The organism is Burkholderia sp. BC1 (assembly GCF_052683555.1).
In genome coordinates, this window is the sequence record NZ_JBQYLP010000007.1 from 22,519 (window position 1) to 43,529 (window position 21,011).

Sequence of the window (21,011 nt, forward strand, 5' to 3'; positions counted from 1 at the left end):
TTCGTCAGACAAGACAGCGCGCATCATACCGCAGCGATACGGACCGGCGGCCGTGCGCAGCGGCGACGCCGCGCCGCACGGGAACCGGCCGCGCTTTTCAGGGGCCGGCGGTTTCGGTGAGCCCTTCGCGGGTCGGGATGTCGACGCTGTTGCGTGCGCGCATGCGGCGCCGGTACCAGAACGTCCAGGCGAGCAGCCCGCCGAACACCGAGTAGCCGATGATCGGCGACACGACGAGCACGCGCTCGACCGGCCACGTCGCGACCATCCAGCAGCGCAGCAGCATCTCGAGCGTCATCCCGATGCCCCAGACGAACGTCATCAGCCGAAGCATCTGCCGCAGCCCGGCTTGCTCGGCCCAGACGGCCTCGAAGCGCGCCGCGCCGCCGGCCATCTCGCGTGCGACGGTCGCGCGGGCCAGATAGAAGATCAGCGGCCGTTCGCGGAACAGCGAGAGCAGGAACACCACGCCGATCGCGCCGGACGCGAGCGATTCGCGCATCAGCAGCGTGCGCGCGCTGCCGCCGAGCGCCATCCCGACGATCGACAGCGCGATGCCGAACAGCACGACGAGCGACACGGCATCGACGCGCCGCGATCGCACGAACTCGACAATCGACCAGACGACGGGCGGCACCGCCGATGCGTACAACGCGCCGGTTTCGCCGAAATACGGATGCGCGACGCGGTAGGCCACCCACGGCAGCAGCAGGTTCACGACGAATTCGAGGATCAGGCCGGCTCGCGGTTTCACGGGCGACTCTCGCGTGTGTGTGGACAGGACGCGCATGCGGAGGTCGGGCGGGCAAAGACGCCCGCCGGACGGGCATGCGCGAAAGTTGTGCGGTCCAGTATATCGAAGAATCGCCTGATGCCGCGTGCGGCCGTGCGTGGCCGTGCCGTGCGGAGGCAGCCGGCATCGCGCGGCGGTGCCGAGCGCGTCGAGCGCACAGTGCCGGCTAGGTCGCCGGCTGCACGATGATCTTCACGTTGCGGTCCTTGTGATGGACGAGCTCCTCGAAGCCGCGCGCGACGATGTCGCCGAGCGCGATGCGGCCGGTGATCAGCGGCTGCACGTCGATCCGGCCGTCCGCGATGAAGCGGATCACGTCCGCGAACTCGCCGTTGTACGCCAGCGAGCCGATCACTTCCTTCTCGGTCGACACGATGTCGAAGAAGTTGAACGGCGCCGGCTCTTCGAAGATCCCGACCATCACCGACTTGCCGGCCTTGCGGATCACGTCGATCGCGAGCTTCGCCGTCGTCGTGTGGCCGATGCATTCGAACGACACGTCGGCGCCGTAGCCGCCCGTCAGCGCCTTCACCTCGGCGATCGCGTCCGACGTCTTCGGATCGATGACGACGCTCGCGCCGACTTCGAGCGCCTTCGCCTTGCGCGCGTCGGACATCTCGAGCGCGATCACGCGGCCCGCGCCGGCGGCCTTCGCGCACATGATCGTGCACAGCCCGATCGTGCCCGCGCCGACCACGACGACGGTCTGCCCGACGATGCTGCCGGCCTTCTTCACCGCGTGCAGCCCGACCGCGAGCGGCTCGATCAGCGCGCCGGCTTCGGTCGGGAAGCCGTCGGGCAGCCGGTACAGCAGTTCGGCCGGCACGTTGACGTATTCCGCGAACGCGCCGTTGTTCATCAGTCCGGTGAACGCGAGGTTTTCGCAGATGTTGTAGAGCCCGTGCGTGCAGTACCAGCAGGTGCCGCAATGCTGGCAGGCGTCGGCCGTCACGCGGTCGCCGATCGCGAAGCCCGTCACACCGTCGCCGAGCTCGGCGATCTCGCCGCTGAACTCGTGACCGAGGATGCACTGGCCTTTGAGGCCCGTCAGCGGGTGCGGCGCGTCGACCGGAATGAATACGGGGCCGGCGACGTATTCGTGCAGGTCCGAGCCGCAGATGCCGCACCAGTGCACGCGGATCTTCACCCAGCCGGCCGGCGGCCGCTCCGGTACGGGAACCTCTTCGACTCGGATGTCGCGGCGGCCGCGCCACACGGCGGCCTTCATGCTGCGGGCGGAACTCGATGCGGCTGTACTCATGTTGTCGTCTCCGTGGGTTTGTCTGTCGTCGTGCCGCGATGCGCGGCACCGCGGCGCGCTGTGCGATCGCGGGACGCAGCGCATGCAGGAACGGGGCCAGCGTGTGGTCGCCGGCGTGCGGGCGCCGCGCGGGGCAGGCGATGGGCGGCGCACCATCGTGCGCAGCCGCGCCGGCCAAGGCGTCATGCGAGCGCGCCGACGCGCGGTGCTGCATGTGCGCATCGGGCTGCAGGTGAGACGCTGGGACGTTCGTCTCAGCCGATTGAGACGGTTTGCGAGACGGACGGGCTTCGACTGTGGCGTGCCGTCGCCGAGAGCGCGCGGTCGATTGCGCATTCTTCGTCGCGCAGGACGCGTACGCGTGGCCTGCATCGCAGCAATACGCGGTGATTGCACCGATTACGCCGATTCCCTCGATCCGCGAAACGCATCGTTGCGCGCCGCACCCCTTTACTTGAAGTGAACTTCAATTTGTATGATGGGCGCCGGTTCGCTCGCGCCCGCAACGGATACGCCGATGCGCGCGACCGCCCACCACGGAGATCGCAGATGACCGAATCGTCTGTCACGGCGCCGGCCGCGGCCTCGCCGTCGCGCGGCTATCGCGCGGCCGTCGTCAACGTCGTGCTCGCGAGCATCGTGTCGGCGCTGCACGTCGGCAAGGCGACGATCGCGCTGCCGTCGCTCCAGCAACAGTTCGGCGGCTCGCTCGCGTCGCTGAGCGCCATCATGTCGGTCTTTCCGTTCGTCGGCGTATTCGGCGGGATCGCGGCCGGGCTGCTCGTGCGGCGCTGGGGCGATCGCCGGCTGCTGATCGCGGGACTCGTCGCGCTCGGCGTCGCCAGCGTCGCCGGCGCGGCCGCGGACAGCTTCGCGGTGCTGCTCGCCACGCGCGTCGCCGAAGGCGTCGGCTTCGTGATCGTCGTCGTCGCGGCGCCGGCCGTGCTGAACCGCGTGACGCCGCCCGCGTCGCGCACGGTCGTGTTCGGCCTGTGGAGCACGTTCATGCCGGCCGGCATCGCACTGTCGATGGTGGTCGGCCCGCTGCTCGGCGGCTGGCGCAGCGGCTGGGTCGGCGCCGCGGTGCTGACGTTCGCCGCGGCTGCCGCGCTGCCGATGACGACGTCCGCCGACGCGCCGGACGGCGCGCATGCGAACGCGCCGCGCGTCGGCGCCGCGCTGCGCGACGTGGTCGCATCGCGCGCGACGACGCTGCTCGCGCTCGCCTTCGCGACATACAACGTGCAGTTCTTCGCGGCGATGACGTTCTTGCCGGTGTTCCTGATGCAGCGTCTCGGCGTATCGGTCGGTGCGGCGGGACTGATCGCGGCCGCGATCGTCGCATCGTGCGTGATCGGCAATCTCACGGCCGGCTGGCTTCTCGCGCGCGGCGCGCGTCCGGGCATCGTGATGGCCGCGACGTCGGTGGCGATCGGCGCGGCCGGCGCCGGACTGTTCGCGGCGGCAACGCCCGCGCCGGTCGCGGTCGCGCTTGGCTTCGCGTTTTCCGCGATCGCCGGTTTGCTGCCCGCGACGATTCTCGCGTGCGCGCCGATGTCCGTGCCGTCGCCGTCGCTTGCGCCGCTCGGCATCGGATGGGTCGTGCAGGGCAACTATCTCGGCCAGGTGATCGGGCCGCTCGCGATCGGCACGATCGTCGGCGCGCTCGGCTGGTCGGGCGGGATCGCGCTGATGATCGCCGCCGCCTTCGTCGGTGCGGCGCTCGGCCTGTCATTGTTGCGCGAACCGGCCGCACGGCGCTGAGCGTCGATCCGATTCACGCTTTCACGGAGTTGCATCAAGCATGTCGAACCGCATCGAACGACCGATCCGCGCAGCGGCGCCGGATGCCGCCGCCGCGCCGCCCGTCTTGTCGCCGCACGCGGACGCCGGCGAGCACGCGGGCGCGATCGCCTCTCCGTTGCGCGCGCAACTGTTCGTCGCGGTGCTCGAAGCGGACGACGACAGCCTGCTCGTGCGCTGGGTCGAGAGCGGCCGCTGTCATTACGGCGAGCAGCGCTGGCGGCTGCGAACCGCGGTGCAGCCGGGCCGTTGCGCGATCTCGGGGCGACCGATCGCGCCGGGCGAGCCGGTGTTCCGGCCGGTGCGCCGCCCGGTGCCGGCGAACGGCGACGAGATGATCTGCCCGGCGTCGGTGCCGCGCGACACGGCACGCGTGGACGCGAACGCGCCCGCGGACGAGCCGGCCGACGCGTTCGGCTGAACGCAATGCCGCGCGTTGCGGCGCGGCCATCGCGTTGCTTCAGTCCTTTTGCGCGATTACTTCAGGTCCTTGCGGTACTGGATGAACCCCGCGTTGTTCGCGAGCCGGTCGTACAGCGCGCGTGCGGTGGTGTTCGTCTCGTGCGTGAGCCAGTACACGCGGCTCGCGCCGTCGCGGCGCGCGCGTTCGTACACGGCCTCGATCAGCGCGGCGCCGGCGCCTTGTCCGCGTGCGTCGGGTGCGGTGAACAGGTCCTGCAGATAGCAATACGGCGCTTCGGTCCAGCACGACCGGTGGTAGATCGCATGCACGATGCCGATCAGCGCGCCCGACGCGTCGAACGCGCCGAGCACGAACATCGGCTCGTCCGGATCCATCAGCCGCGCCCACGTGGTCGCGAATACCGCATCGCTGAGCGCGGTCTCGTAGAACGCCTGATAACCCTGCCACAGCGGACGCCATGCCGCTTCGTCGGCGGCGACGAGCGGCCGCACCGTGACGCGCGTCGCCTCGTTCGCGCGGCCCGCGGCAACGCGCGCGTTCGCCTGCGCGGCGCGGATCGCGCTCAGCGACTGGCGCTGGCTGCCATGCGCGTCGCAATTGTCCGGCGACAGCCAGGCGTCGAACGCGGCCGCGACGGCCGGCCAGTCGCCGTCGACGATCGAATACCACGCGGTGTCGCGATTGCGGCCCTTGTAGACGATCGCCTGCCGGAACGTCCCTTCGTAGCGGAAGCCGAGCCGGACGGCCGCCTTGCGCGACGGTGCGTTCAGGTCGTCGCACTTCCATTCGTAGCGCCGGTAGCCGAGCGTGTCGAACGCGTACTTCATCAACAGGTACTGCGCTTCGGTCGACGCCGGCGTGCGCTTGAGCAGCGGCGAAAACGTCACCGAGCCGACCTCGATCACGCCGTTCGCCGGATCGATGCGCATCAGCGCGAGCGTGCCGACCGCGCGGTTCGTCGCGCGGTCGATCACCGTGTAGTGCAGCGGATCGGCGCTCGCCGCCGCGCCGCGTGCGTACTCGCGGTAGCTCGCTTCGTCGTCGTACGGGCCGTGTGCGAGATAGGTCCAGTCGCTGCCGTCCGGCGCCTGCGCATAGGCGGTGTACAGATCGGCCGCATGGCGGTCGGCGTCGAGCGGTTCGAGACGGCAGTAGCGTCCCTCGAGCACGATGCGCTCCGGGCGCGGGCGCGCGGACCAGTCGGGAAGCGGTTGGCCGATGGGCTGTCGATAGGCGTTCGTCAGGGTGGGCAAGGTCGGTCTCGCGTCGGTTGGCGGCCGGCGACATGCCGGCGTGCAGACGATCGTAGTCGCGTCGAGGTACCATGAGAAGTGCCAGACATCGCCGAATTTATGGTGCCACGCATGTGGCGCCCGATCGCTTGCCTTCGCCCGCTCCGATGACGACCGTTCCGCCTCTCGATTCCGCTCCGCCGGTGCCGCTCGATGCGCCGCTGTCCCGTGCGCCGGGCGCGCCTTCGTTGCAGCGGCAACTGCTGCAGCGCGTGCGCGGCGCGATTCTCGGCGGCGCGATGCCGGCCGGCACGCGCTTGCCGGGCACGCGTGCGCTCGCCGATCTGCTCGGCGTGTCGCGCAACACGACCGCGGCCGTGTACGAGCAGCTCGTCGCGGAGGGTTTTCTGCAGTCGGATCGTCGCGGCACGCGCGTGGTCGGGCTGTCGCGGCCGGCGGCGCCGCGCCGGCGAACGGCGCCGTCCGCGGTTGCGCAGCGCCTCGAGCGGATTCGGCCGAGCGTCGGCGACAGCGACGACACGCACGGCTTCCGGCCCGGCGTGCCGGCGCTGTCGCATTTCCCGATCGACGCGTGGCGGCACGCGATCGACCGCGCGCTGCGCCGCACGGGCCGCGACCTGCTCGCCTACGGCGATCCGCTCGGCGAGCCCGCGCTGCGCGAGTCGATCGCGCGCCATCTCGCGGTGACGCGCGGCGTGCGCTGCGATCCCGAGCAGATCGTGATCACCGAAGGCGCGCAGGGCGCGATCGCGCTGTGCGCGCAGCTGCTGACGAATCCCGACGATACGGTGTGGGTCGAGGATCCCGGCTATCGCGGCGCGCGCACCGCGATGCAGGCGGCCAACCTCGACGTCGTGCCGATGCCGGTCGATGCCGAAGGGCTGCGCGCGACCGAGGCGGACTGGCGCGAGCGGACGCCGCGCGTCGTCTATACGACGCCGTCGAACCAGTTCCCGACCGGCGCGGTGCTGTCGATTTCGCGGCGGCTCGCGCTGATCGACGCCGCGCGCCGGCATCGCGCCTGGATCGTCGAGGACGACTACGACAGCGAGTTCCGCCATACCGGCGAGCCGATCGGCGCGATGCACGGGCTCGCGGCCGATTCGCCGGTCGTCTATCTCGGCTCGTTCAGCAAGACGATGTTTCCGGCATTGCGGATCGGCTTCCTCGTGCTGCCCGACGCATTGCTCGCCGCCGTGCGGCCGGCGCTGCCGGAGATGCTGCGCGGCGGCACGCGTCACGTGCAGATCGCGCTCGCCGATTTCATCGAGACCGGCGAATACGGCCGGCATCTCGGCCGCATGCGCCGGCTTTATCGCGATCGGCGCCGCGCGCTGCTCGCGGCGCTCGACGACAGCCTCAGCATCGAACATCGCGTCGAAGGCGGGCCGTGCGGGCTGCATCTCGCGCTGCAACTGCCGGCAGGCTATCGCGACCGCGCGATCGTCGACGCGGCGCGCGCGCACGGCATCGGGCCGTTTGCGCTGTCCGCGTTCTCGATGCACGCAAAATCGTCGCGCAACGGGCTCGTGCTCGGCTTCGGCAATACGTCGGCCGATGCGTTCGCGCCGATGCTGCGCACGCTGTCCGCGATCGCGAAGCGGATCGGCGGCGCGTGACGCGCGGCGCGCGCGGGGTGAGGTGCGTGCGCCCATCCGGAGCGCCGGCAATGCGGTTACACGCTCGACGCGCCGCGTATACACTCGGCAAAAAAATCGCGGGCCGTCCCGTTCGGCGGCCCGTCCGCATCGAGGACGGCGAAGATCGAGCGACGGAAGCGTCGCGGGAACGACGTTTGCTACACGCTGCAGCCCTTGCGCCGATGCAGGCGGGACAGGCCGCCGAAGCGGCCGGCGGGCAACGGATCGACGTTGGTTCGTGCAAAAGTTTCCAGATCGCGTGAGCGTTACCGTATGAGCGAAATTTCTGTCGAGTCGGAGTTTGCACTGTCGGTGAGCGGCAGTCCGGAGTGGGGTGGCGGCGAGATGGCGCGTCGTGTCGCGACGTTCGACTGGAGCGACACGCCGCTCGGGCCGCGTTCGACGTGGCCGCCGAGCCTTGCCGCCGCGGTGCGGCTCGTGCTCGCGTCGCCGTCGCCGCTGGTCATCCTCTGGGGCCGCGAAGGCACGATGCTCTACAACGACGCCTATGCGTCGTTTGCCGGCGGGCGCCATCCATTCCTGCTCGGCAAGCCGGTCGAGGTCGGCTGGCCGGAGGTCGCGTCGTTCAACCGGCACGTGGTCGACACCTGTCTCGCCGGCGGCACGCTGACCTATCGCGACAAGCAGCTCGTGCTGTACCGCCAGGGCCGCCCCGAGGACGTCTGGATGGACCTCGGCTACAGCCCCGTATTCGACGACGACGGGCAGCCGGCAGGCGTCATCGCGATCGTGTTCGAGACGACTGCGAAGGTCGTTGCGGAGGCGCGGCGCCACGAGGCCGAATACGCGCTGATGCAGCTCACGCAGACGCTCGAGCAGCGGGTCGCCGAAGAAGTCGCGGCGCGCGTCGCGATGGAAGCGCAACTGCGGCAGGCGCAGAAGCTCGAGGCGATCGGCAGCCTGACCGGCGGCGTCGCGCACGACTTCAACAACGTGCTGCAGGTGATCGCGGCGAACCTGCAGCTGATTCAGCTGATGACGCAGGGTAACGCGGAGCTCGAACGGCGCGTCGCCGTCGCGAGCAATGCGGTGTCGCGCGGCGCGAAGCTCGCGTCGCAACTGCTCGCGTTCGCGCGCCGGCAGCCGCTCGTGCCGACCGTGCTCAATCCGATGCGGCTCGTCGAAGCGACGGCCGAGATGCTGCGGCGTACGTTGCCGGCGTCGATCGAGCTGTCGATCGAGGATGCGTACGCCGGCTGGCACATCTATGCGGATCCGAACGAACTCGAAAGCGCGCTGCTGAATCTCGTGATCAATGCGCGCGACGCGATCGACGAGCGCGGCACGATCCGGATCGCCGTGACGGCCGTCGACGCGTCGAGCGACCGACGCGCGGCGCAGGCCGGCGTGCCGGCCGGCGACTACGTGCGGCTGTCGGTCGCCGACGACGGTCACGGCATGCCCGAGCGCGTGAAGCTGCGCGCGTTCGAACCGTTTTTCACGACGAAGGCGGAAGGACAGGGCACCGGTCTCGGGCTCAGCATGGTGCACGGGTTCGTCTCGCAGAGCGCCGGCTGCGTCCATATCAGCAGCGCCGAAGGCGAGGGTACGACCGTCGATCTCTACTTTCCGCGCTGTCTCGATACGGAGCGCGAACCGGGGAAGCCCGCGACCGCGCCGGCCACGCGCGGCGGCGAGACGATCCTCGTCGTCGAGGACAATTGCGACGTGCGGCTCGCGGCGATCGAGATGCTCGCGCGGCTCGGCTACAAGGTGCTGTCTGCGCAGGACGGCGATGCGGCGCTGCGCCTGATCCAGAGCGGGCAGCGCTTCGATCTGCTGTTTACCGACGTCGTGATGCCGGGCGCCGTGCGCAGCAGCGAACTCGCGCGGATCGCGAGCGCGCCGCCGTACCACGCCGGCGTGCTGTTCGCGTCCGGCTATACGCGCGACATCATCTTCCATGACGGCAAGCTCGACGAAGGCGTCGCGCTGATCGGCAAGCCTTATGCGCTCGACGATCTCGCGCGTGCGGTGCGCGACGCGCTCGATCGCCGCGCGACCGCGTGGCCCGAATGAGTGCTGGCGCGTCATCTGCGCCTCGCGTCGTGGTCGTGCACCGTGTGCGGTGAATGTTCGGATTGACGAACCGCCGACTTTGTCCGGAACGAATGCCATTGCGGTTTTGCGACGCGACGCGGGTGCCGGCGTACGGGTTGCGTCCGGCTGCCCGACCGACGCGCGTGAGGTATAAATGAAGGCGTGTACCGGTGCTTGTCGGGTGTCTGCGCGTGTCGCGCAGCGCGTTGCCGCGACTGCCCCGGGGGAGGTGCACCGTGGTTCGCCAGACGCTTGCACGCGCCGTCCTTCACGCCGCGCTGAGCGCGCTCGCGCTCGCCGTTGCCTCGCCATCGCCGACCGCCGTCGCGGCGACGGTCGCACTGCCTCTCGACAACGGCAGCGGGCCGCCCGCCGCGTCCGACGTCGCATCGGACGGTTTTCCGGCGATCGTCGACCGCTACGGCGCGGCGGTCGTCACGATCCGCACGAGCGCGTTCGATCCGCAGACCGGCGAGCCGACGTTCGCCATTCTCGATCCCGACGATCCGCTCGCCGCATTCTTCCGACGCGGTGCGCCGCCGCGCGCGCAGGGCCCGCAACCGCCGGCGCCCGATACGTCGCCGCGCGCGATCACCGGTAGCGGCTCGGGCTTCATCGTCAGCCCCGATGGCGCGATCCTCACGTCCGCCCACGTGATCGGCGACGCGACCGATGCGACGGTCCGGCTCGCCAATGGCCGCGAATTCCACGCGACCGTGGTGGCGGACGATCCGCAGAGCGACGTCGCGGTGCTGCGGATCGACGGTGCACGGCTGCCTTACGTGCCGATTGCCGACGCGACGCGCGTGCGTGCCGGCGAGCCCGTGATGACGATCGGCGCGCCGGACGGCGCGGGCAACACGGTCACGGCCGGCATCGTCAGCGCGACGCCGCGGCGGCTCCCGGACGGCAGCGCGTTCCCGTTCCTGCAGACCGACATCGCGGTGAATCCCGACAACTCCGGCGGCCCGGTGTTCGATCGCGCGGGCAACGTGGTCGGTATCGCGATGCAGGTCTATACGGGCGCGGATCGCTACGCGAGCCTCACGTTCGCGATTCCGATCGCGCTCGGCGCGAAGCTGCGTGACCAACTGCAGCCGCCCGCGCAGGCGGCGCGCGGGTCGGGCGCCAATGCGCTCGGCCTCGATGTGCAGGACGTCGGCGCGGGGCTGGCCGCGGCGCTCGGGCTGCCGCGCGCGTCGGGTGCGCTCGTCGACGGCGTCGAGGCCGGTTCGCCGGCCGCGGTGGCGGGCGTGCGCGCGGGCGACGTAATCGTGCAGTTCGGCGATCGACCGGTCGCGGGCGCGGCCGAACTGAAGGACCTCGCGGCGACGCTGGCGCCGGGCGAGCAGGCACCGATGCGGCTGATTCGCAATCGCGCGCCGGTCGTGCTGACGGTCGCGGTCAACGGCGACGCGGGCGCGAATGCGGTCGGCGCCGATGGGACGAGCGGTGTCGCCGGTGCGAGCGGTGGCGAGGACGAGAGCGGGGCGGCGGGCGTGGGTGCGAATGGCTTGGGTATGGCCGGCTCGCGCACGGCCGGAGCGGGGGCGGCCGGGGCAGCTGCGACCAATTTGCGTGCGGCCGGTTCAGGCGCGGTCGGCGCGGCTGGCGCCGGCGCGGGTACGGTCGGATCACGCGTCGTTGGATCGAATGCGGCTGATCTGGGGGCCGGCTCAAGTGCGGCCCGCTCAAGCGGGACGCACTCAGGCGCGGCCGGCTCAGGCGCGGCCGGCTCAGGTGCGGCCGGCTCGGGCGTCGCCAGCTCTGGTACGACGCGCTCGGTCGCAGCCGGGGCGGGCGCAGCGGGCTCGAGTACGACCCGCCCGGTCGCCGCCGGCTCGGGCGCGGCCGGGGCAGGTTCAGCCGGCTCAAGTACGAGCCGCTCGATTGCAGCGGGCTCACGCGCGGCTGGCGCAGGCGCCGCTAGCTCAAGTACGACGCGCTCGGCCGCCGCCGGCGTGGCCGGTTCAGGCGCGGCCGGCTTAGGCGCGGCCGGCATAGGAGCGGCCGGCGTAGGCGCGGCTGGCCTTGGCTCTGCCGGCTCGGGCGCGACCGACGCCGGCGCGCCCGCGTTGCGCGCAGCCGGTACAGCGGGCGAGGACGGCGACGACGTCGTTCCCGCGGCAACCGCCACGCGCGCGGCACCGGCCATGCACACGGCCGCCGCGCCGGTCGGGACCGCGACCGTCACGCGTACCGCCGCGCGGCCGCCGCAGCACGGCGACCGCCTCGGGCTGACGATGCATCCGCTGACCGACGACGAACGGCGGTCGACCGGCTTGCCCGTCGGCATGATGGTGGACGCGGTGCGCGGCCCGGCGGCGCGTGCGGGCATCGAGCCGGGCGACGTCGTGCTGGAGCTGAACGACACGCTGCTCGAATCGCCGGCCGACGTGCCGGCGCTCGAGGCGAACGGCGGCGATGTCATCGCGGTGCTGATCCAGCGCAACCACGCACGCAGGTTCGTGTCGGTGCGCGTGCGATAGCGCGTTGACGGGGGCCGCCGCGCCTGTCTACCATCATCGCGCGCAGCGTCGCGCAGCGCCGATCCGGCCTGCGCGACCCGTTCGACTGCCGCTTCCCGCGCACGCACCCGCCGATCGCGGCTCTGTGTCCGCCACATCCCCGTCTTCCCGATTCGATCGGGATTTTCACGTGTTTGCGCACGGCCTCGCGCGCGTGCGCGGAGGGCATTCGCTTGCAATCGAATCGGTCGAACGGTCCGGCCAGCGGCGCGCCCGCGCGCGCGACGCTGATGCTGCTGTGTGCGTTCTCGGTGCTGCCGCTGAGCCTGTTCCTGCCGTCGCTGCCGGCCATCGCGCGCGACCTGCGTGCGGACTATGCGCTCGTCGGGCTCGCGATCGGCGGCTACGCGGCACTCGCCGCATCGCTCGAATTGCTGATGGGGCCGCTATCGGACCGCTTCGGGCGGCGCCCGATCGTGCTGACGAGCGTCGGCGTGTTCACGCTCGGCGCAATCGGCTGCGCGCTGGCGACCGACATCCGCACGTTTCTCGCGTGCCGGTTGATGCAGGCCGCGATCACGTCGGTGTATCCGGTCTCGATGGCGACGATCCGCGACGCCGCCGGCGGCAGCCGCGCGGCGAGCCGGATCGGTTATGCGGCGATGGCGGCCGCGTTCGCGCCGATGATCGGCCCGACGCTCGGCGGCGCGCTCGAACAGGCGGCCGGCTGGCGCGCGAACTTCTGGCTACTCGGCGCCGTCGGCGTCGCATTGTTCGCCTGGTGCGCGTCCGATTTCGCCGAAACCCATACGCACCGGTCGCCGACGCTCGCCCGCCAGTTCCGCGCGTATCCGGCGCTGCTCCGCGCGCGCCGCTTCTGGGCGTACGCGCTCTGCATGGCGTTTTCGACCGGTACGTTCTACGCGTTCCTCGCCGGCGCGCCGCTTGCGGCCCGCGCGGTGTTCGCGATCGCGCCGGCCGAACTCGGCGTCTGCATGGGGACGATCACGGCCGGTTTCGTATGCGGCAGCTTTCTCGCGGGCCGCGTCGCGCATCGCTATCCGCTCGCGACGACGATTCTGTATGGCCGCATCGTCGCCTGCGCGGGGCCGCTGATCGCCCTGGCGCTCCAGGTCGGCGGCGCAACGCATGCGGCTGCGTGGTTCCGGCCGTGCGTGCTGGTCGGGCTCGGCAACGGGTTCACGAATCCCGGCGCGCATGCGGGCGCCCTGTCGGTGCGACCGGAGCTGGCCGGGAGCGCGTCCGGGCTTGCCGGCGCGATGACGATCGCGGGCGGCGCTGCGCTGTCGTCGCTGACGAGCGCGGTCGTGACGTCGCGCAATGCCGGCTATGCACCGCTTGCGATGATGCTGTTGTCCGCGGCGGCGGCGCTGGCCGCCGCGTGCTGTGTGCGGTCGTTCGATGCGCGCGACGCGGCCGGCGCAGATGCGATCGCGGCGGAGTGACGCTGCTCAGCAAGTTGCGTCGCTCGCCGATTTCCGCGTGAGGTGCGTCAAGGGCGCGAAAGACACTGTTGCCTGCGGTTGTTGCTTCGGCGGTGCTTATGCCGCGTGCTGCGCGCGGTCGTCGGGTGCGCTTGACGCGGCGGGCGCGGGCGCGATTGCGGCGAAGTGACACCGCTCGGCAGGTGACGACGCTCGCCGATTTCCACGTGAGGTGCGTCAAGGGCGCGAAAGACGCCCGCATGCGGTTGTTGCTTCGGCGTCGTCGTCCGCGGCGTGCGTGCGCGCATTCGATGTGCGCGACACAGCCAGCGCGAACGCAATCGCGCCGTACTCGAAACCCGTCCGAAAGGGTACCGCGGCATGCGCCGCAATCGGCTGCGCACATGCCGCGGCAAGATCGTTGCGCACGCAACCGATTCGCATCGGCAACGTGCGAGCACAGCACTTAAGGCTTCACGCCGACCGTGAACTCGAATGTCGCGACGCCGTCGACGCCGCCCGTCACGCGATCGCCGGGCTGCAGCGCGCCGACGCCGGCCGGCGTGCCGGTGAAGATCAGGTCGCCGGCCTTCAGCTCGACCGAGCGCGACACATAGGCAATCACGTCCGGGATGCCCCAGATCATGTCGGCGAGATCGCCTTGCTGGCGCGTGTCGCCGTTCACCTCGAGCCAGATTCGGCCGGTCGCCGGATGACCGATCGCCGATGCGGGGCGCAATGCAGTCACGGGGCCCGACGCGTCGAAGCCTTTCGCCCAGTCCCACGGCCGGCTCAGCTTCTTCGCTTCGGCCTGCAGGTCGCGGCGCGTCAGGTCCACGCCGACGCCGTAGCCCCACACGTGCGACAGCGCGTTCGCGGGGTCGATCGACTGGCCGCCGGTACCGATCGCGACGACCAGCTCGATCTCGTGATGCAGGTCCTGCGTCAGCGGCGGATACGGCACCGTGCCGCGCGCGGGCACGATCGCGTCGGCGGGCTTCATGAAAAAGAACGGCGGTTCGCGGTCGGGATCGGCGCCCATTTCGCGCGCGTGATCCGCATAGTTGCGGCCGACGCAGAATACGCGGCGCAGCGGAAAGCGTGCGGACGACTGATCGACTTCGACGGAAGGACGCTCGGGAGCGTCGATGACGGTTTCGGACATCGGATGGCCTCGTTCGACAGAAAGACGGACAGCGGCGCGCGCGACGCGCGGGCCGGCATGCCTGAACGATACCCGAGCCGCGCGCGACCGGATGCGACGCATTTGCGGTTTACCGGGACAAAACTACGCGCGCAGGGCGGGGAGCGGAAACGAGGAAGCGGAAAGCGGGCGGCGGAAGGCCAAAGGCGAAAGGCGAAAGGCGAAAGGCGAAAGGCGAAAGGCGGGAAAGCGGCAGACGAATGGTGACCGGCGGGCGGCGACCGACGAAAGGCGCAAGTCAGAAGATCAAAATCGCCGAACAGCACGCAACGCGCGGCAACCGCACCGATCGGCCGCCCGCCGTCCGAGACGCGCCGCCACCCGCCGACCGCCCCCGTCAACCCCGCACCGCTCACGCGTCGTCCACTCACGCGTCATCGTCAACCGGCAGCGCCGCGTTCGCGTCACGATACGCCTTCGGCGACACCCCGACACGCGCGCGAAACCGCCGCGCGAAATAGCCTTCGTCGCGAAACCCGACCGAGCGCGCGATGTCGGCAATGCGTCGGCTCGTATGCGCCAGCAGCGACTGCGCGAGCGCGATCCGGCGTTCGGTCACGAGATCGGTAAACGTGCTGCCGGTTTCCTTGCGGATCAGATGCGCGAGGTAGTTCGGCGACAGGAACGCCGCTTCCGCGGTCGCCGCGAGCGTCAGATCCTCGCGCGTCAGGTTCGCGCGCACGTGGCGCAGCACGCGCGCGAGCGCATCGCGCCGGCCCGCGCGCTGTGCGCCGCGCTGCGCGAGCTTGTCGAGCGCACCGGCGTACTGCGTGCAGACGAGGCCGATCAGCTGCAGCAGGTAGCCGCGCAGCAGCGTCGTCGAGCCGAACGTGCGCGCACGGTCCGCGTCGATCATGCACAACGCGAGGCGGCGCGCCTCGTCGAACGTGTCGCCGGTCAGGATGAAGTCGAGATGCTCCTGGAAGCGGAACGGCGTCAGCTCGGGAAAGCGGTGCGCGGGCACGTCCTCGAGATCGAGCGGGTCGACGTCGAGATCCGCGCGCAGGAACGCCTGGCTGAAGTTGATCACGATGAAGTGGGCGCCTTCCGGATGCGGAATCAGATGCTCGCGATACGGCAGCACGAACGCGAGCGCGCCGCGCGGAAACGGCCGCGTGACGCCGCCGATCCGCTGCTCGGTGTCGCCGCCGAGATTGAACTGGATCTGGAAATACGCGTGCCGGTGCGGCTCGGTGATCGCCTGCCGCGACGCCTGATCGCGGATGTAGAAATCGAGCCGGTCGCTGCGTTCGGGCATCCCGTACAGGCGCGGCGGGGCGGGGGAGGACATGACGGATTCTGCGGTTCGTGACGCTGTGGAGCCGCGATGGTACAGCGAACGGCGCGCGGCCGGAATCGGCGCGGCCCGCGCTCAGCCCGCGACGAGCGGCGCGACGCGCCGCCGCAGCTCCGGCACGACTTCGGCGTCGAACCACGGATGATGCTTGAACCAGGCCTGATTGCGCGGCGAAGGATGCGGCAGCGGCAGCACGTCGGGGCCGTAATCGCGCCATGCGGCGACGGTGTCGGTCAGCGTCGGCTTGCGCGTGTCGCGCAGGAAATGCCGCTGCGCGTACTGGCCGATCAGCAGCGTCAGCCGGATCGACGGCAGCTCCGCGAGCAGCCGCTCGAGCCACAGCGGCGCGCATTCGGCGCGTGGCGGATTGTCGCCGCTCGCGCCGCGGCCGGGGTAGCAGAAGCCCATCGGCACGATCGCGAAGCGCGTGTCGTCGTAGAACGTGTCGGCGTCGACGTCGAGCCAGTCGCGCAGCCGCTTGCCGCTTGCGTCGTCCCAAGGAATGCCGCTCGCATGCACGCGTGCGCCGGGCGCCTGGCCGACGATCAGAATGCGTGCATCGCGGTGCGCGCGCACGACGGGGCGCGGGCCGAGCGGCAGGTCGGCTTCGCAGGCGCGGCAGGCGCGGATTTCGGTGAGCAGCACGTCGAGCGGCGTGCGCGATCGTTTCGGCATCGGTTCGGATCGGGGGACGGAGCGGGCGGTACGGCGTCGTCCCGAACGGCGGCGGCGCGTGCCGCACGTGGCGGGCGTGCATATCGGCGACGGCGCCCGAGAGGCCGCGCGCCCATGCCGGCTTGCCGGCGCGCGTCGCAGCGCGTTCAGCCCGTTCGGCGCATTCGGCGCATTCGGCCTATCACGCGCCGGTCATGCCGCGTTCGGCGACCGCAGCATCATACAACGCGGTCTGCGCGATCGCCGCGGCGATGCCCGCGTCGTCGTGCGGCCCGTCGAGCATGCCCCAGCGCCGGTATTGCGCGAGGAACCAGCGGCCGTCGCGCGGATCGGGCCGGTTGACCGCGCCGCCGTCGTGGAAGCGGATCGGCAGCGGCGGCTGCGCGAACGGCCCCGCCCCGTAGTCGCCCAGCAGGCGCGGTGCGATCAGCCGGGCCGGCACGCCGAGCGCGTCCGGCGACGCGAGCCAGTCGGCCGCTTCGCGGCGGTGCGCGGCGCTGTCGAGCCAGGCGCATGCGTCGACGAGCGTGCGGATCAGCGCACGCGAGGTCGCCGGATAGAGCGCGACGAAATCGCGCCGGCTCGCGAGCACCTTCTCCGGATGGTCGGGCCAGATCTCGCTGGTGACGGCGACCGTGCGGCCCGCGCCACAGGCATCGGCCACGGCATGCCAAGGCTCGCCCGCGCAAAAGCCGTCGAGTTCGCCGCCGGCGAGCGCGGCAACCATCTCGGGCGGCGGAATCACGACGCTGCGCACGTCGTGCAGCGGATCGACGTCGTGCGACGCGAGCCACGCGTTGAGCCACATCGCGTGCGTGCCGGTCGGGAACGTCTGCGCGAGCAGCGGCTTGCGGCCGAGCGTCGCGAACGCGTCGCGCACGCTGCCGTGCGCGCGATAGGCATCGGCGAGCGGGCGCGACAACGTGATGGCCTGACCGTTGCGGTTCAGCACCATCAGCGCGGCCATGTCGGCCCGCGGGCCGCCGATGCCGAGCTGCAGCCCGCAGACGAGCCCGTACAGCGCATGCGCGGCGTCGAGCTCGCCGCTCAGCAGCTTGTCGCGCACGGCGGCCCACGACGGCTCGCGGCTCAGTTCGAGCGTGAGGCCGTGCGCCGCGCCGAGCTTCAGGCGCTGCGCGACGATCAACGGTGCCGCGTCGCTGAGCGCGACGAAGCCGATGCGGAGATGGCAGCGTTCGGGCGCTGCGGGGGGCGAAGTATTCATGACGAGGAAGACGAAGGTGACGCATCGAGCAGTTGGCGCGCGACGTCGACGATGCGCAGCCCCTGATCCATCGCGCGCTTGCGCAGCGTCGCGTATGCGTCGTGCTCGGACAGCCTGCGCTGATCCATCAGCAGGCGCTTCGCGCGGTCGATCAGCTTGCGCTCCGCGAGCTCGCGCTCGACGTCGGCGAGCCGGCGACGCAGCGCATCGTCGTGCGAGAAGCGCGCGAGCGCGACTTCGAGAATCGGCGCGAGCCGCTCGGCCGACAGCCCTTCGACGAGATACGCGCTGACACCCGCGCCGACGGCCGCGCGGATCAGCGCCTGATCGGCGTCGTGACTGAACATCACGACCGGACGCGGCGCAGTCGCGTGCATGACCGCGAGCTGTTCAAGCGTGTCGCGCGACGGCGAATCGGTATCGATGATCACGACGTCGGGGCGCTGCTCCTCGACGGCGGCGGGCAGACGCGCGGGCGTCGCGACGTCGGCGAGCATGTCGTAGCCGCGCTGCGCGAGCGCCGTGCGCAGTTCGCCGATCGGTTTGTCGGTGTCGGTAACGAGCAGCACGCGCAAGCGGCCGGACAGAACGGGCGAGCTCATTGCACGAACGGGAACGGTTGCGGATCGATGGCGGACGGAACCGGACACGCGACGACGTATCGCCGTCGCGTGCCGCAGCCAGCCCGCACGCGGGATTCGACGAGAGGCGGGATGACGCCGCGCATGCTACGCGGCCCGCGACAGGGCGGCGGCGCGATCGGCATCGAGCGCGAGCGCGCCCGCTTCGCCGATCGCCGCGCCGACGAGAATCACGGCGGGGCTGCCGAGCCGCGCCGCTTCGACGCCGTCGGCCAGCGCACCGAGCGTGCCGATCCAGCGCCGTTCGGCGGGCGTGCCGGCCCACTGCACGGCCGCGGCGGGCGTCGATGCGGGCAATGCGGCGAGCAGGCCCGCGGCGATTCGCTCGATGCGGCTCATTCCCATATAGATCGCGAGCGTCGTGCCGGTTGCCGCGAGTTGCGCCCAGTCGGGCTCGCCGTGATCCTGCCGATGCGCGGTCACGAACGTGACGCCCTGACAATGCTCGCGGTGCGTCAGCGACACGCCGAGGCTCGCGGCAGCGGCGAAGCCCGACGAGATGCCGTTCACGATCTCGACCGGAATCGCGGCGGCGCGCAGCGTCGCGAGTTCTTCGCCGGCGCGGCCGAACAGCAATGCATCGCCGCCTTTCACGCGCACGACGTGCGCGCCGCGCAGCGCGTAGCGGCGCATCAGCCGCTCGATGAACGCCTGCGGCGTCGAGCGGCAGCCGCCGCGTTTGCCCACGCGCACGACGCGTGCATGCGGCGCGAGTTCGACGATGCGCGCGTCGACGAGATCGTCGAGCAGCAGCACGTCGGCGGCCGCCAGCGCTTTCACGGCCTTCAGCGTGAGGAGATCGAGATCGCCGGGCCCGGCGCCCAGCAGCGTGACTTTTCCAGTCGTCATGTCGTATTCCATCGCCGCCCGGGCGGGCGGTCGTTCAACGCGGTCATTGCGGCAGCGTCGGCAGCCGCTATGACGGCCGCACCCGGCGATGCCGCGCACGCAACGGACGCCGTTGTCCCGATTTGCCCGTCCGCATCGACGGGCCGCTCGTTCCGACACTGCACATCGGCGTCGTTGCCGATGTCCGCTCTCGATTCAGCAATATCCGGGCCAACCGGTATCGCGCGCATCGCGATGCGCGGCGCAATCGCGCGGTGCGCGTGCAGGGCCGCGCGATGCGGGCCGACGCGATGCCGCATCGACGTGCATCGTTGGCGGCTGCCGCGCACCGCGATGTCGCACGGCTTCAGTGCTGCATCGCACCACATCTGTGCCTCGCTGCGTCGGCGTGCGTCGTCCGCGCGGGCGCCGCGCGCATGGTCCGATGCCGCGCGCGCCTTGTGCGGCGGGCGTTGCGGCGCGCTGGCCGCGTCATTGGCACGGCGCTTGCGTAACAGCGTCCGGGCGGATCAACGGCGATCCGGCTCGCAGTACCGAATACCGACGCGCCCGGCAACGGGCTTCATGGGCAACGGCGTCCTACGCACCGGCTCTCGACAGACGAGACCGTGTGCGCAGGACGCCGTTTTTCGTTTGGCGGATGACATGACCGACAAAGCTACCCGTATCGATCTCTTCAGCCTCCGCACCGCGCCGATGCGCGCGTTCCATCTGACGTGGATGGCGTTCTTCGTCTGCTTCTTCGCGTGGTTCGCGTGCGCGCCGTTGATGCCGCTGATCGCACGTGAATTCCATCTGAGCGCCGCACAGGTCGCGAACATCAACATCGCGGCCGTCGCCGCGACCATCGCGGTGCGGCTGCTGGTCGGCCCGCTGTGCGACCGCTTCGGTCCGCGCCGCGTCTACGTCGGCCTGCTCGTGCTCGGCGCGATTCCGGTGTTCGCGGTGTCGTTCACGCACGACTACCTGTCGTTTCTGATCTGCCGGCTCGGGATCGGCGCGATCGGCGCGGGCTTCGTGATCACGCAGTACCACACGTCGGTGATGTTCGCGCCGAACGTCGTCGGCACCGCGAACGCGACGACGGCCGGCTGGGGCAACGCAGGCGCCGGCGCAACGCAGGCGTTGATGCCGCTGCTCGTCGCGGCCGGCCTCATGCTCGGCCTCGGCGACGATTCGGCATGGCGCGCCGCGCTCGTCGTGCCCGGCATCGCGATGCTCGTGATGGCGTGGGCGTACTGGCGCTATGCGCAGGACTGCCCGCAGGGCGACTTCATCGCGCTGCGCAAAGCGGGCGTGACGATCGACAGCGGCAAGAAGGGCGGCTGGGCGAGCTTCTTCGCCGCGTGCGCGAACTATCGCGTGTGGATGCTGTTCGTCACGTACGGCGCGTGCTTCGGCGTCGAGGTGTTCATCCACAACATCGCCGCGCTGTACTACGTCGATCACTTCCATCTGTCGCTGAAGGATGCGGGCCTCGCGGCCGGCCTGTTCGGGCTGCTCGCGCTGTTTGCGCGCGCACTCGGCGGCTGGCTGTCGGACAAGGTCGCCGCGCGCCGCAGCCTCGATGTGCGGGCGACGCTGCTCTGTGCGCTGATCGTCGGCGAAGGGCTCGGGCTGATCTGGTTCTCGCACGCCCAGAGCGTCGGCATCGCGCTCGTCGCGATGCTAACCTTCGGCCTGTTCACGCACATGGCGTGCGGCGCGACCTATGCGCTCGTGCCGTTCATCGACCGCAAGGCGCTCGGCGGCGTCGCCGGGATCGTCGGTGCCGGCGGCAACGCGGGCGCGGTCGCCGCGAGCTTCCTGCTGAAGGGCGTCGGCGACGTGCAGCACGCGTTGAGCCTGCTCGGGCTCGCCGTCACCGCGACGGCGCTCTGCGCGATGGCCGTGCGCTTCAGCGAAGAACACAAGGCGCGCGAGGCCGAGCTGCGCGACCGCGCACTCGCTGCCGCGAACGCCGCGAACTGAT

Annotated in this window: 17 protein-coding genes; 8 read left to right on the forward strand and 9 right to left on the reverse strand. The window is 70.9% G+C overall.

The features are described 5' to 3' along the window. Window positions 1-97: 97 nt before the first annotated feature. The gene (locus ACSHSS_RS05220) at window positions 98-754 is read right to left on the reverse strand and encodes a VC0807 family protein (RefSeq protein WP_006415339.1); all 657 of its coding nucleotides are present in this window, start codon (window positions 752-754) and stop codon (window positions 98-100) included. Between the two features lie 205 nt (window positions 755-959). Then, on the reverse strand, window positions 960-2,021 hold the full coding sequence (locus ACSHSS_RS05225) for a 2,3-butanediol dehydrogenase (protein ID WP_006409386.1): 1,062 nt from the start codon (window positions 2,019-2,021) through the stop codon (window positions 960-962). A gap of 582 nt (window positions 2,022-2,603) precedes the next feature. Here ACSHSS_RS05225 and ACSHSS_RS05230 point away from each other — a divergent pair. Both ACSHSS_RS05230 and ACSHSS_RS05235 read left to right on the forward strand, forming a co-directional pair. Continuing rightward, window positions 2,604-3,818, forward strand: coding sequence for an MFS transporter (locus ACSHSS_RS05230; protein WP_445544644.1), 1,215 nt, complete (start codon window positions 2,604-2,606; stop codon window positions 3,816-3,818). 40 nt (window positions 3,819-3,858) lie between these two features. Beyond that, window positions 3,859-4,278, forward strand: a complete 420-nt coding sequence (locus ACSHSS_RS05235; RefSeq protein ID WP_445544645.1) for a DUF3331 domain-containing protein — start codon at window positions 3,859-3,861, stop codon at window positions 4,276-4,278. 56 nt (window positions 4,279-4,334) lie between these two features. Here the strand turns inward: ACSHSS_RS05235 and ACSHSS_RS05240 are convergent, their stop codons facing one another. Beyond that, entirely contained in the window at window positions 4,335-5,534 is a 1,200-nt protein-coding gene (locus tag ACSHSS_RS05240; protein WP_445544646.1) for a GNAT family N-acetyltransferase, read from the reverse strand. Between the two features lie 146 nt (window positions 5,535-5,680). Here ACSHSS_RS05240 and pdxR point away from each other — a divergent pair, with 146 nt between their 5' ends. The 4 genes from pdxR to ACSHSS_RS05260 all read left to right on the forward strand — a co-directional run bounded on the left by pdxR (window position 5,681) and on the right by ACSHSS_RS05260 (window position 13,169). Beyond that, window positions 5,681-7,153 carry a MocR-like pyridoxine biosynthesis transcription factor PdxR gene (gene pdxR / locus ACSHSS_RS05245; protein ID WP_445544647.1) on the forward strand — a complete coding sequence of 491 codons (1,473 nt, stop codon included), beginning with the start codon at window positions 5,681-5,683 and terminating at the stop codon, window positions 7,151-7,153. A 294-nt stretch (window positions 7,154-7,447) separates the two neighbouring features. Further along, entirely contained in the window at window positions 7,448-9,214 is a 1,767-nt protein-coding gene (locus ACSHSS_RS05250; RefSeq protein ID WP_048804689.1) for an ATP-binding protein, read from the forward strand. A 257-nt stretch (window positions 9,215-9,471) separates the two neighbouring features. Then, window positions 9,472-11,724, forward strand: coding sequence for a trypsin-like peptidase domain-containing protein (locus ACSHSS_RS05255; protein WP_445544648.1), 2,253 nt, complete (start codon window positions 9,472-9,474; stop codon window positions 11,722-11,724). Between the two features lie 173 nt (window positions 11,725-11,897). Further along, a complete protein-coding gene (locus ACSHSS_RS05260; protein ID WP_445544649.1) occupies window positions 11,898-13,169 on the forward strand; it encodes an MFS transporter in 1,272 nt (423 codons plus the stop codon). Window positions 13,170-13,614: 445 nt separating this feature from the next. Here ACSHSS_RS05260 and ACSHSS_RS05265 read toward each other — a convergent pair whose 3' ends face one another. The 6 genes from ACSHSS_RS05265 to cobA form a co-directional block, all read right to left on the reverse strand. Beyond that, on the reverse strand, window positions 13,615-14,313 hold the full coding sequence (locus ACSHSS_RS05265) for a fumarylacetoacetate hydrolase family protein (protein WP_445544650.1): 699 nt from the start codon (window positions 14,311-14,313) through the stop codon (window positions 13,615-13,617). A gap of 406 nt (window positions 14,314-14,719) precedes the next feature. Further along, window positions 14,720-15,643, reverse strand: a complete 924-nt coding sequence (locus tag ACSHSS_RS05270; protein ID WP_012216927.1) for a helix-turn-helix transcriptional regulator — start codon at window positions 15,641-15,643, stop codon at window positions 14,720-14,722. Between the two features lie 81 nt (window positions 15,644-15,724). Then, the gene (locus ACSHSS_RS05275; RefSeq protein ID WP_176157161.1) at window positions 15,725-16,324 is read right to left on the reverse strand and encodes a uracil-DNA glycosylase family protein; all 600 of its coding nucleotides are present in this window, start codon (window positions 16,322-16,324) and stop codon (window positions 15,725-15,727) included. A 181-nt stretch (window positions 16,325-16,505) separates the two neighbouring features. Continuing rightward, on the reverse strand, window positions 16,506-17,549 hold the full coding sequence (locus ACSHSS_RS05280; RefSeq protein ID WP_035954966.1) for a CmpA/NrtA family ABC transporter substrate-binding protein: 1,044 nt from the start codon (window positions 17,547-17,549) through the stop codon (window positions 16,506-16,508). Beyond that, window positions 17,546-18,151, reverse strand: a complete 606-nt coding sequence (locus tag ACSHSS_RS05285) for an ANTAR domain-containing response regulator (RefSeq protein WP_006396953.1) — start codon at window positions 18,149-18,151, stop codon at window positions 17,546-17,548. Before ACSHSS_RS05285 ends, ACSHSS_RS05280 begins: the two co-directional genes overlap by 4 nt. 126 nt (window positions 18,152-18,277) lie before the next feature. Continuing rightward, the gene (gene cobA, locus ACSHSS_RS05290) at window positions 18,278-19,039 is read right to left on the reverse strand and encodes a uroporphyrinogen-III C-methyltransferase (RefSeq protein ID WP_006396954.1); all 762 of its coding nucleotides are present in this window, start codon (window positions 19,037-19,039) and stop codon (window positions 18,278-18,280) included. A 122-nt stretch (window positions 19,040-19,161) separates the two neighbouring features. On the opposite strand from cobA, the gene ACSHSS_RS05295 reads away from it, so the two are divergent. After that, window positions 19,162-19,533: a hypothetical protein gene (locus ACSHSS_RS05295; protein ID WP_445544651.1), complete on the forward strand. Its 372-nt coding sequence runs from the start codon at window positions 19,162-19,164 to the stop codon at window positions 19,531-19,533. 151 nt (window positions 19,534-19,684) lie between these two features. Beyond that, entirely contained in the window at window positions 19,685-21,010 is a 1,326-nt protein-coding gene (locus tag ACSHSS_RS05300; RefSeq protein ID WP_012216931.1) for an MFS transporter, read from the forward strand. Window position 21,011 lies beyond the last annotated feature (1 nt).

Excerpts from the sequence above, each read along its gene's own strand:
- ACSHSS_RS05225 (WP_006409386.1), bottom strand. The coding sequence starts at position 2,021 with ATGAAGGCCGCCGTGTGGCGCGGCCGCCGCGACATCCGAGTCGAAGAG.
- ACSHSS_RS05230 (WP_445544644.1), top strand. The coding sequence starts at position 2,604 with ATGACCGAATCGTCTGTCACGGCGCCGGCCGCGGCCTCGCCGTCGCGC.
- ACSHSS_RS05235 (WP_445544645.1), top strand. The coding sequence starts at position 3,859 with ATGTCGAACCGCATCGAACGACCGATCCGCGCAGCGGCGCCGGATGCC.
- pdxR (WP_445544647.1), top strand. The coding sequence starts at position 5,681 with ATGACGACCGTTCCGCCTCTCGATTCCGCTCCGCCGGTGCCGCTCGAT.
- ACSHSS_RS05250 (WP_048804689.1), top strand. The coding sequence starts at position 7,448 with ATGAGCGAAATTTCTGTCGAGTCGGAGTTTGCACTGTCGGTGAGCGGC.
- ACSHSS_RS05265 (WP_445544650.1), bottom strand. The coding sequence starts at position 14,313 with ATGTCCGAAACCGTCATCGACGCTCCCGAGCGTCCTTCCGTCGAAGTC.
- ACSHSS_RS05270 (WP_012216927.1), bottom strand. The coding sequence starts at position 15,643 with ATGTCCTCCCCCGCCCCGCCGCGCCTGTACGGGATGCCCGAACGCAGC.
- ACSHSS_RS05275 (WP_176157161.1), bottom strand. The coding sequence starts at position 16,324 with ATGCCGAAACGATCGCGCACGCCGCTCGACGTGCTGCTCACCGAAATC.
- ACSHSS_RS05280 (WP_035954966.1), bottom strand. The coding sequence starts at position 17,549 with ATGAATACTTCGCCCCCCGCAGCGCCCGAACGCTGCCATCTCCGCATC.
- ACSHSS_RS05285 (WP_006396953.1), bottom strand. The coding sequence starts at position 18,151 with ATGAGCTCGCCCGTTCTGTCCGGCCGCTTGCGCGTGCTGCTCGTTACC.
- cobA (WP_006396954.1), bottom strand. The coding sequence starts at position 19,039 with ATGACGACTGGAAAAGTCACGCTGCTGGGCGCCGGGCCCGGCGATCTC.
- ACSHSS_RS05300 (WP_012216931.1), top strand. The coding sequence starts at position 19,685 with ATGACCGACAAAGCTACCCGTATCGATCTCTTCAGCCTCCGCACCGCG.